12 protein-coding genes are annotated in these 10,684 nt (G+C 69.1%); 4 read left to right on the forward strand and 8 right to left on the reverse strand.

Annotation, left to right across the window (positions count from 1 at the left end):
• Positions 1-68: 68 nt before the first annotated feature.
• From RIN75_RS26305 to RIN75_RS26325, 5 genes are all read right to left on the reverse strand, one after another.
• Positions 69-1,166: a sigma-70 family RNA polymerase sigma factor gene (locus RIN75_RS26305; RefSeq protein ID WP_309114700.1), complete on the reverse strand. Its 1,098-nt coding sequence runs from the start codon at positions 1,164-1,166 to the stop codon at positions 69-71.
• Position 1,167: 1 nt separating this feature from the next.
• The gene (locus RIN75_RS26310; protein ID WP_309114701.1) at positions 1,168-1,362 is read right to left on the reverse strand and encodes a hypothetical protein; all 195 of its coding nucleotides are present in this window, start codon (positions 1,360-1,362) and stop codon (positions 1,168-1,170) included.
• A gap of 892 nt (positions 1,363-2,254) precedes the next feature.
• Complete coding sequence (locus RIN75_RS26315) at positions 2,255-3,433, reverse strand: hypothetical protein (protein ID WP_309114702.1); 1,179 nt, start codon at positions 3,431-3,433, stop codon at positions 2,255-2,257.
• Positions 3,434-3,533: 100 nt separating this feature from the next.
• Positions 3,534-4,214, reverse strand: a complete 681-nt coding sequence (locus RIN75_RS26320; RefSeq protein WP_309114703.1) for a hypothetical protein — start codon at positions 4,212-4,214, stop codon at positions 3,534-3,536.
• Positions 4,211-4,456: a hypothetical protein gene (locus tag RIN75_RS26325; RefSeq protein WP_309114704.1), complete on the reverse strand. Its 246-nt coding sequence runs from the start codon at positions 4,454-4,456 to the stop codon at positions 4,211-4,213. Before RIN75_RS26325 ends, RIN75_RS26320 begins: the two co-directional genes overlap by 4 nt.
• A gap of 304 nt (positions 4,457-4,760) precedes the next feature.
• Here RIN75_RS26325 and RIN75_RS26330 point away from each other — a divergent pair, with 304 nt between their 5' ends.
• From RIN75_RS26330 to RIN75_RS26340, 3 genes are read left to right on the forward strand one after another with little or no spacing between them, the layout of a single operon-like run.
• Positions 4,761-5,507 carry a DUF4192 domain-containing protein gene (locus RIN75_RS26330; RefSeq protein ID WP_309114705.1) on the forward strand — a complete coding sequence of 249 codons (747 nt, stop codon included), beginning with the start codon at positions 4,761-4,763 and terminating at the stop codon, positions 5,505-5,507.
• A gap of 27 nt (positions 5,508-5,534) precedes the next feature.
• Positions 5,535-5,939, forward strand: coding sequence for a hypothetical protein (locus RIN75_RS26335; RefSeq protein WP_309114706.1), 405 nt, complete (start codon positions 5,535-5,537; stop codon positions 5,937-5,939).
• Positions 5,940-5,988: 49 nt separating this feature from the next.
• Positions 5,989-6,570 carry a hypothetical protein gene (locus RIN75_RS26340; RefSeq protein WP_309114707.1) on the forward strand — a complete coding sequence of 194 codons (582 nt, stop codon included), beginning with the start codon at positions 5,989-5,991 and terminating at the stop codon, positions 6,568-6,570.
• A 7-nt stretch (positions 6,571-6,577) separates the two neighbouring features.
• On the opposite strand, the gene RIN75_RS26345 is transcribed toward RIN75_RS26340, so the two are convergent.
• The 3 genes from RIN75_RS26345 to RIN75_RS26355 are packed head-to-tail and all read right to left on the reverse strand — an operon-like array spanning position 6,578 to position 9,739.
• Positions 6,578-7,042, reverse strand: a complete 465-nt coding sequence (locus tag RIN75_RS26345; protein WP_309114708.1) for a hypothetical protein — start codon at positions 7,040-7,042, stop codon at positions 6,578-6,580.
• An 18-nt stretch (positions 7,043-7,060) separates the two neighbouring features.
• Positions 7,061-8,920, reverse strand: coding sequence for a hypothetical protein (locus RIN75_RS26350; RefSeq protein WP_309114709.1), 1,860 nt, complete (start codon positions 8,918-8,920; stop codon positions 7,061-7,063).
• 36 nt (positions 8,921-8,956) lie between these two features.
• Entirely contained in the window at positions 8,957-9,739 is a 783-nt protein-coding gene (locus RIN75_RS26355) for an AAA family ATPase (protein ID WP_309114710.1), read from the reverse strand.
• Between the two features lie 58 nt (positions 9,740-9,797).
• On the opposite strand from RIN75_RS26355, the gene RIN75_RS26360 reads away from it, so the two are divergent.
• On the forward strand, positions 9,798-10,289 hold the full coding sequence (locus RIN75_RS26360; protein ID WP_309114711.1) for a hypothetical protein: 492 nt from the start codon (positions 9,798-9,800) through the stop codon (positions 10,287-10,289).
• Positions 10,290-10,684: the final 395 nt, after the last annotated feature.

A 10,684-nucleotide genomic window follows, 5' to 3' on the forward strand; every position in this document is an offset into this window, starting at 1 on the left:
CGAAGGCTACTGCGCGCCGGGGCACAGGGTGCGGCGGTCACACGAAGGACCCGAAGCCGTGTTCAGGCTCACCGATTGCGCGTGTTGCTGGCATGAGGCGTCTTTGCCACGGTCCCTGGGTTTCCGGCTGTCACCACGCTGAGTGCCTGGTACAGCTCGTGGAGGTCCTTCTGCGCTCCCTTGCGGCCCCGTCGGTGTTCCGGGCGGCGCACGTCGGGGAACTCGGCGCGCAGGTCGTCGAGCACCGCTCGGACCACCCGGGCGCCGCTGGCGTGGAAGAAGGCCCGCATCGCGGCGCGTTCCTTCTCCGGCATCAGGTCCGGGATCACCGGGACAGCGTCCGGCTCGTCCAAGGCCAGTTCGAGGCGGTTCTTCTCCAGACCGGGGATCGGGCGGCGGAGCACGCCGTAGTTGGGGTTGTCGAACCTCCGCCGCTGCCGGTCGATGAACGCCCTGACCGTGCGCGCCTGGTCATCGGTCGCGACGCCCCACTGCTTGAGCACCGTCCAGGCCGTGGTGTTGTCGCCGCTGGTGTCGCGGCCGTGTTCCTCTTCCAGCAGCTTCCGCAGTTGGTTCAACGTCCTCGTGCGTGCGGGGCCGATCGAGCCGACCGGCATGTTCAACGATTGCGCGACGTCGGCGTAGCTGGTCCCGGAGCTGGTCAGCAGCCTCAGCAGCTCCTGTCCTCGCTCGGGCAGTCGGGCGAATGCTCGCCACAGGGCGGCGTGGTCCTCGTCCTGCACAAGGCCTGTTTCGGGGCTTTCGACGACGTGGGTGCCGGCGGCCGTCTGCTCGGTGACCAAGGACGAGGCCACTCTGTCCAGCGCGACCTGTGAGGACCGCAGGCGCTGCGCAATGCGACGCGCGGTGACGACCAGCCAGCCCGCCAACGACTTCGGCTCCTGGATGCGCTGCATGTGGTCGAGCAGGGCCAGCCAGGTGCTTTGCACGACGTCCTCGGCCTCGGGCTGGGTGCACCCGGCGGCGCGGGCGACGTGCCAGATCAGCGGGGTCAGTTCGGCTACGAGTGCGTCGAGCGCGGCCCGGTCGCCGTTCTTGGCGTCGGCGAGCAGTTGCGCGTGGCGAGCGTGTCGGTCGGTGTTGGGCACGCCGGTGTCCCGGTCCCGAACGTTCGGGACCGGGACACCGGCGGCCGTCGAGCCCATCTCAGGCGCCGTGCGGTGCCAATGTGGTGTTGAGCGTCAGCAGCACGAGCATCGCCAGCGCGCCGAGCAGCACCGCGGGCTGCGCGGTCTCCCACCCGGTGCCGAACATGAGGACGACCACGACCCACACGGGGCTGGGGCGCGGCAGGGTACGTTCGAGGCCGCCCACGGGTGTGGGCGGGGACAGTCGGAACATCTCGATCTCCAGTTGTGTGTTCGGACGGGAAGCCCGCCGCCCCGCTCCGGCCAAGAAGACTGAGGACGAAGGACTCGTGGGGATCAGTCTGGCGGTTGACACTGTCAGGGGAACCGCGACAGTCGCGCCGTGAAGTGTGATCCTCATCACACGAGTAACGTGACCGGGGACCGCCGGAGCGCGCACCTTTCCACTGTCCGGATCGATGGTCCGGCACCCGAACACCGGTTTCCGCTGGTAGTTCGGACGGGAAGCCCACCGCTCCACGCTCCGGCCAAGAGACTGAGGACGGTGGGCTTCGCTATGCCCAGCGCTCGTTCGTCCGGCTGGACTGGTGCGAGCGCGGCCGTTCTCGGCCGCTGCCTCGCGGGCTCAGGGTGGCAGTAGAGCCCACACGATCTGGTCTCGTTGGTCGTCTTGGACCGCCCTCGCAACGAGCCACGCGGTGAGGAGCGCTCCCCGCTTGGCGTAGTTCCGCACGTTGATCTTGTCGTGCCGAGCGTTGTTCGGTTTGGTCATCGGCGACCACCTCCTTCGTCCTGCTCGTCGTCGGCTACCAGTTCGGCCCGGAACATGCGTTCTGCTTTCCGGCCGATCCATCCTGCTGACAACCACACTGCGAAGGCGGTCCCGAGCGACCACAGACTCGTGGGATCCACTGCTCCCGTGGCGAAGAGTTCGACTGCCACCCTCAACCCGCGAGCACCGACCGATCATATCGCGCGACCCGGGCCCGGCGGAGGGTCTCGCGGGGAGTCGATCCTTTCCCGGGGCTGGGGCCTTCCGGGCCGGTGTTAGGCACGCAAGCGCGTAGTCCCGTCCCTAAACGGCGTTCCTGGGACGCTCACGTCGCCCTGATCCGGCCAGAGCCTGTGTGCTGGCGTGGCGGTGTTCATCCGAGCCAGCCGTGGCGTCGAAGCGTCGGAGCGCGGTTGGCACAGTGTGGCGAGCAGTAGCGCCGCCTCATTCGGTGTGCCGCGTCGTCGAGGCCGGTGCCGCATACCGGGCAGCAGCCGCGGGCGATGCGCGTGGCCAGTTCTGCGAGGAGGTGGTCGACGATGATGCGTTGTTCCGGCGTCGGGACCGAGTCGGCCGGGCAGGCGGGGTGGCTCAGCAAGCTGGCGAACACCGTGCGGAAGTCGCTCAGGTCTCGGCGGCGGGCGCCGAGCAGGTGCAGGTAGTCCTCGACGGGCCAGCTGACCAGAGCACCGGCGCGGGTGAGGTACACACCCACCGCGTCGATCTCGTAGTGGTCTCCGTAGTCCATCAGGGCGTAGCCGAGCAGTTGCTGCATGGTGAGTTGCGGGAAGTCGTGGATGCGGCGGGTGCTCTTGAAGTCCAGGAGCAGGCCGTCGACGATCAGGTCGGCGTCCGCGGTGACGTGGTGGCTTCCGTCGAAGGTCGGTCCTGGGTGGCAGCGATTCGGCGTCGAGGCAGAGCGCAGTGCGGCGAGTGGGCCGTGCTGGGCGAGGTCGAGTTGCGCCAGGACGTCGTCGACGAGGTCGTGGTGTGGGATGGCGAGCATCCGCGGCAAGGTGAACCCGCCGGGGTCGGCGATGACGGCCTTGAACAGCGGTGTCTCGGGAAACGCGATCGGTACTCGGTACCGCAGCGCGTACCAGGCGGCGACCAACAGCATCCGCGCCAGGCGTTCTTCGTCCTCGTCGACACGGGTGAGGGGCCGGCTGCGGTCGTCGAGCGCCAGGTCGGCGACGAGTGCGGTGATCGCGGCGATCAGCTCGCGACCGAGAGCGGCCAGCACCGTGTTCACGTGCGCGCGGTGTCCGTAGAGGTCCGGCTCGGACGCGTACTCGTCACTCAGCAGGACGCCGGCTCGGGTGGCCAGGTCGACCGGGTCGGCGGTGGTGAACGCCAGGCGCAATCGTTGATCGACCGCCGTTCCGACGGTTCCGGCCTCGTTTCCGACGCCCTCGCCCGGCAGCACCAGGTGCGGGGTCGCCAGCCGAGCACGGTAGTTCGCGCGCAACGGCCGCGTGCCGGCGGACAACTCACGATCCAGGAACCGCCGGAGGGGAGTCTGCGGCGATCCCAGTCCCGACGTGAGACTCATGGGCGGACGGTATCGAGCACCACCGACAAAAAGTCGTCTGTGCCGGTCGACCACCCCGTCGTGGTCACACGTCCGGTGGAACGCCGTTCTCGCCGGGTGGTCAGATCAGGGCGGAGAGGTCGCAGTCGCCGTCGGTGGTGCCGCAGGCGGTGCAGCGTTCCGGCCGTTCCGTGGTGCCGCCGATGCTCTCGAACGACTCGCCTTCGGCGGTGTTGATCGCGCCGCAGAGGGTGCACCGCAGGTCGTCGGTGTTGTCGACGGGGGTGAACAGCGGTTCGCGGGGTGTGGTGGTGGTTGTTGGGTGGACGAGGGTGCAGTCGGGGTTGTGGTGGGCGGGGTCGCGTGCGTGGTCGGCCAGGTGGGTGTGGGTGCGGGGGTCGAGGTGGTTGCCGAGGTCGGTGAGGGTGGCGATGCGGGTGAGTGGGATCTGGGTGGTGCAGTCCGGGCAGGGGGCGAGGAGGAGCCATGCCTGGCCGGGGGTGGTGTGGTCGGGGATGAACTGCCATGTGCGGCCGGTGGGCGGGTCAGTGATGGTGATCAGGTCACCGGGGACCGGTCCGGTGCGGGTGGGGTAGGTGCGGTGTGGGTCGTCGGTGACGAGGACGGCGTCGACGGGGACCTGTAGTGCGGTGGCCAGGGTGCGGGTGACTCGGGCGCGGCGTGCCCAGCGGTTCCATGTGTCCTGGGTGTCGTGGCGGTGGCGGAACCCGTCGGGGTCGGCGGCGCGGTGGGCTCGTGCGGCGCGTACGGCTCGGACGGCGAGGCCGGGTGTGGTGGTCATCGGGGCCGGCCGTGGTCGGGTGGGGCGGTCCAGATGTGGTCCTGTGGGTCCCAGACGGCTTGGGTGAGGAGGCGGGCGAGGTCGGGGAGGCCGGGGCCGATCATCCAGCCGAGTCGTTCGCAGTCGAGGTGGCCTGGCCACCAGCCGGTCCACGTGTCCTGGCCGGAACAGCCGACCACCCCATCCGCCCACACGTCGCCAAGATCGTCATGCGCATCCTCGATCGGCGCGGTGCCGAACACCTCCCCACCCAACCTACACCGCCACTACGCCGGTTCACTCGTGTTCGGCGACGAGACCGGTTCCCGGGACGGACCTTGGTACCCACACAACCTCCACAAACGCCCTCGGCCGAAACCAATCCCGACGGACAACGGGAAGTGAAGGGAAATGATCAGGGACACCGCTCGAACCGCACCGCAATCGGGTGTGATCGCGGACTTCTACCACGCACCCGACAACGCCGACCCGCCACGTTGGTTGGGATCGCTGCACGGTGGCGACATTTCATCCGCCGCGCTTCGCAATGTCCGTTGTGGACACCTGATGTTGGAGGCCACCGACCTCAAGGAGTTCCTGTTCGCGGTCTCGGACCTGCTGTCGGTGTGGGGTGAGGGCGAACCCACCACCGCGCACATGCCGGTCGACGGCTGGCCCTGGCCGTGGGAGGACGATCGCCACGCCGACTGGATCTACACCTTCGACGGCCGCCGCGTCTGGGCCACCCACCGCTCCACGACACGCACAACCACCACCGCAGCGCTGATCCCCGACCCCGACGACATCCTCCTCGACCGCGCCGCCGTCATGTTGAGCCTCGCCTCCCACTTCGACGACACCAAGGCGGCCGGCCCGACCGAACCCGACCGGCCGACCGTGCACCGCTCCCGCTACGACATGGTCCACACGCACGTCGAACAAGCCGCCACACGAACCACACGCCTGTCCGACTTCGAGGTCGCCGAGTTGACCTTGGCGTTGTCCGACAACATGGTCCACGACTGCTGCCTGTCGTTCGCCGTCGGCGAGCACGCCGATGCGGCCGAGAAACTGTGGATCGAACTCGTCGCCGCAAGCCCATCCCCGGCGCGCGCCAACCCGGCCGCACTCCTGGCCATGTCGGCGTTCATCCGAGGCGACCACCGCCTCACCGACGCCGCCCTAGCCCACCTCGACGACACCGCACCGGGCCACCCCGTAGCGAACCTCCTCCGCCCCGGTCGTCCGCTTGTGTCCCAGGAGGAACTGCGTCGCACCGCCGAAGGCAGCCGGCAACTCATCGAATGCCTGTGACCTTCCACCCCGCCACAGGAGCCACCGATGCTCATCGATCAATCCTGGACCCCCGGCGTGTGGATCGACGGACAGGCCTCCACCCTCACCGACGACCCCATGACCAACTTCGCCCACCAGGTCCACGACGACCTGGTCGCCGCCCGCACCGCCGGACGCCTCCCCGCACACATCGAGATCACCGTCAGCCTCGCCCACGTCGAAGCACAGGACGCGACACCGGCCGGGACGCTGATCAGCGTCCGCCTCCAACCCACCCTCGCAGACCCCGCCGTGCGCCAAAGCCTCAAGCGTGAAGCCATCTCCACCATGGACCGCCTCGCCGTCGAACACATCCCCCCGGACCGCTACCACCAGTACGCCGGGTTCGTGTTCCTCGTCGACGAACAACACCAACCCACCGACTACAGCCCACACTCACTCGGCTTCTGACCAACCAACCCCGGCCCACCGCGTTCAGGAAACCAAGGGAGACAACGCCATGACCGCCGCCATCGTCGAACGCGACGAAACCGCCGAAACCCACCGCGACTACTACCGACTCGTCCGAACCGTCGAGATCACCGGACGCACCGTCCGCGCCACCGTCCACCGCGACTTCTACGCCGAGCAAAGCCTCGCCCACGTCGAAATGATCAACGACTACGGCACGTGGACCCATCTCGCCGACGAACCAACGGTCGAATGGTGGTACGACACCCCGCACCCACGCACCGACCTCACCGCCGACACGTTCCTCGGCAAGACCGCAGAACGCCTCATCCGCCGCGCCGCCGCGATCCTCGCGCCCCCGACCACCAGCGCCCCCGCCCTCACGCCCCACCTGCTCGACGCGATCAGCGCGCTCCTGGCCAACGCCCACGGCTATGACAGCCAACACCGCGTCGACCCGGACGACATCACCTGGGCGACAACCCACGGCAACCGATTGCACATCATCCAGCACGACGACGGCAGCGTCACCTTCACCCAAGCCCACCGCGACGACTGCCCCTTCATCACCACCACCGGCACCCAGGAGTGCGACGAAGACTGCTACCTCCCCCACGCCGCCGACCAGTGACCGCCGATCACCAACACGAGGAGACAACGCCGTGGTGCACAACGAGACCACCGATCCCCGGACACCATCGCCACCCCTGATCGACTTCATCGAGCGGTGCCCGGACTGCGCCGTACCGGTCGGCGAACCCCACGTCTTCGACCCCGACGACGGCGGCTGCGACGTCGCCCGCTGCCTCGTCACCGGATACCAACGCCTCATGTGCGCCCTCGACCACGACTGTGGCGAGGCCGTTGATGCGGACGGTCAGGAGCATCGAGGAGGGTTCGCCGTCGTCGTTCCACAGCTTGCTGAGGGTGGTGGCACCGACCGTGAACTCGACGTGGTCGGGGAGTTCGCCCGTGTCGCGCGCGGTGATCAGGTCGGTGTGCGCGCTGTGGGCGAACGCGCCGAAGCAGTCGGTCCCGGCAGGATCTTCGGAGCGGCGTCCGTTGATCCACACGCCCGGTTCCCAGTCGTGGTTGACCAGCATGATGTTCCTCCCGTGCGTTTAGCGGGCGGTGCGGAGGGCGGCGACGGCCGCGCGGCCGACTGCCTTGGCGATGTCGGTGGCGGGTGGTGCGGTGGCGAGGTGGTGTGCGGTGTGCGTGTCCGCGTCGGTGGTGGTCGGGCAGTCCTTGACCCATCCGCACGAGCAGTAGAGAGTCACGCTGCCCCGGCGGTGGGGGATCGTTTGGATTTCGTGGTGGGTCAGGCGGTGGACGGTCGCGCCGGCCAGTGGGGTGTCGCGGTGGTTGAGGGTCAGCCACAGGACGGCGCAACCTCTGGCGCGCAACCGGTCGAGTCGTTTCTGCCCGTCGTTGCGAGGCTGCTCGCGGAAGTCGCCGTCGGACACGATGACCAGCAGGCGGGCGGCGTCGGGGCGGGACAGGCCGAGTGCGCCGTCGATGGCGTCGATGGCGGTGGGAATGTCCTCCCAGTTGTCGCGCGCGTCGAACAGGGTGACCTCGGCCGGGGTGGTGCCGGGGCGGGTGATCGGGCGGACGTGGTGACCGAAGATCACCGTTGCGGTCCGGGTCGGGACGGTGGTGTGGCGGGCGGCGTTGGCGATGATCCAGGCGGTGGAGGCGACGGCTTTGGTGACGGCGTGAGTGGAACCGGACACGTCGCAGGCGATGCCCAGCCGTAGCGGTGGTGTCGGGACCGGGGTGCGGGTGGTGCGGGTGAACGGTGCGGCGGTGGGCAGCGCGCCGGCGGCGCGTTGGGCGTCGGCGGCCAGGGCCCCGCGCATCCGCAGCCGTCCGGGCGGGACGGGCGAGGCGGTCTTCACCGCTACGCGGTCACGGATTCCGGCGGTGGTCAACGTCCGGCCGAGGACGCGTGCGGCGTTGCGTTCCTGTGCGGTGGGCGGGCGGGTGCCGGCGGTCTCGGTCGTGCCGTCACCGGGTTCGGACGAGTCGAACACGACCTCGCGTGCGTGTTCGGCCGCTGTTGCGGCGGCGGACTCGCGCGCGCGTTCATCGGCGGCGCGGGCGGCGGGATCTTGGGGGAGGCGGTGTTTGGCGACCGCGCGGGCGACTTTGCCGAGTACGGCGTCGATGGCGTCGGACAACGGCGTCGGCTCCGAGGAGGTGCCGGACGGGTCGGGTGTGCCGGACGGGTCGGATTCAGGGTCGGTGGCGACGATCTCGCACCATCGGCGGCCTAGTTCCACCATGGTGTCGGCGTCGTCGTCGGCGGTGCGCAGTGCCTCACGCCACAACGCCCGTAGTTCGCGCAGGGTGTCCTTGCCGAGTACGCCTCGGACCACCGAGGTCAGCGGCGCGGTTTCGGCGCGGGTGAGGATGCCGGCGTCGACCCGTCCCAGCAGCAGGGTGGCGGACCGCGCGGCGTTGTACTTGGTCATCTGCGGCGGCTCGTCGGGATCGTCGAACAAGTCGGCGGCGACGATCTCCTTGGTGCACGCCCGCAGCCAGTGTCGGTCGTCGGGGCGGCGGCGGACCTGTGCCGCCTCCATTCTGGGCTCCTCCATCAACTTCGCGGCGTCGAGCACGTCCGGCGGTGTGTCGTCGGGTGGTTTCCACGTGGTGTGCTTGGCGTGTCCGCATTCGTGGGTGAGCGCGCCCCACACGCCTGCGTAGCGGGTCCGGTCGGACGGGTTGGCGGGGTCGGCGGTCGCGGGGTCGATCTTGAGGTGGTCGCCGTCCACCTCGATCAGGTCGAGGGTGGGGTAGAAACACGCCGCAGCACCGTTGCCCGCACCGGGCGCGATGGTGACCACGATGCCCTCGCGGTCGGCGATCAGGGGCACCTCGCCGGCCAACGCGGCGGACAGGGTGAGCCATTCCGGGCGTGCCGGGAACACGGCGGTGCCGGTCGCGGTCGGGTCGGCGGTGATGTGCGCGCTCATCGGGTCTGTCCTTTCGGGACGGTGCTGGTGTGGTGGTCAGATGCGGGAACCGAGTGCGAGCGGTTCGAACGGGGATCCGAACACTTGGCGTACGACGGCGGCGACGGTGTCGCGGTCCTCTTCCGGGGCGGTGCCCACGAGGTTCCCGGCGGCGGCACCCACGCCCAACACGCCGGCGATCTTCTGAAACGCCAACAGTTCCCGTAGTTGCGGTGCCCACCCGATCTCGCCGTTGGACTGCCGGGTGGCGAGGTTGCGGGCGACGGTGACCGCCCGTTTGTCGATCTTGAGTTGGGTCGCGAGGTCGTAGTCGGTGGACACCCGGATCTGCGCGCTGAACCGGGAGGACAGGGCGTCGGTGAGCACCGCGCCGTGAACCCCGGGGTTGTGGCCGGCGACCACGTAGAACCCGGGTGCCGCGTCGACCACTTCGCCGCCGTTGGCCTTGACGATGATCTGCCTGCGCCCGTCCATCGCCGGGTAGACCACGGCGAGCACGGTCGGCGGGATCAGGGTCGCGTCGTCGACGAACAGCGTCCGACCTTCGCGCATCGCGCGGACCAGGGGTCCGTGCACGAAAACGTAGCGCCCGTCGCCGGTTTGCGTGTACTCGCCGACCAGGTCGGCGACCGTGGTGTCGCCGTCGCCCTGAACCGTGATCAGGTCCGGGAACGCCGCCTCCACCACCGAGGTCTTCCCCGTCCCCGGCGGTCCGTACATCAGCGCGGCGACGCCCGCCTCACGCAACTTCCGCAACGCCGTGACGTCCGGCATCCCGGACAACCGGCGGGGGTGGTACGCCATCCCGTTCGGTCGCATGACCGGACCCGTCACCGCCGCAGTCGACAAGGACACCGCCGGCGGGGGTGGGGACGTCGTGGAGGATGCCTTCGAGCGGCGTTTCCGGGGCGGCGGCGGGGTCCCGGCAATGATCGCGACGGCGGCGACCGTGGACGTGGTCGCGGTCGCCCGGTACGCCAACGGCGAGCCCGACACGACCTCCGCCTCACGCCGCGAAGCCAACACCCGGCAGGCGTTGCCCACCGCGCCCGAGGACCGGTTGAGCGTGCGCGCGATCGCGCGCGGCGTGAGCGTCGACCCTGCGGGAGCATCGGCGAGCACCCGGGCGACCATCGCGCGCAGTTGCCCATTGCGCAGCCGTGCGGACGACGTGGACGCGGGCGGTGGCGTCGGAGGTGGTGTGGGAGCGGACATCGTCGCAACCCCTTTCCGGTCGCGGGTGTTCGGTTCGGCGCGGTGGGGACCGGGCGGGTTACCGGCGGTAGTAGTCGGATGCGGGACCGGGCGGGGGAAGTTCCGTGCAAAAAACGTCGTGGATGTCGATGATCTCGTCTTGTCGGTAAACTGAGCCGGCGGGTGCCACCTGCAAAAACCGTCGGCCGTCCGAACAACCCGGGCAACCCGTGGACGGTAGTTCGAAACACCCGTTCTGCCATGCGCGGGCGATGTCCGGACGCACGCCCGGGAACTGTTCGGTTGTCATGTCGGACCCCTGATGTGCGGGCATGGCTCACGCCACGCGTGGATTTGGGAAATGATTGCCGGGATGTGGTCGGCGTTTCCGCCCCGTCCCGTCTGCCAATTCAATTGTTGCTCGACTTGTGGCGGTGTGCAACCGGTTTGACGGACTTTTTCAAGACTCTTTTGGTTGCAATGTCGGCAGCTTGTACTTGAAAGGATTTCGCCAATCGCGCGACATGCGCGAACGCCGCGCGAATGCGAACCGGTCGATTTCGTTCGCGC

The sequence above is a fragment of the Saccharothrix sp. genome, assembly GCF_031180885.1.
Taxonomy (GTDB): Bacteria; Actinomycetota; Actinomycetes; order Mycobacteriales; family Pseudonocardiaceae; genus Actinosynnema.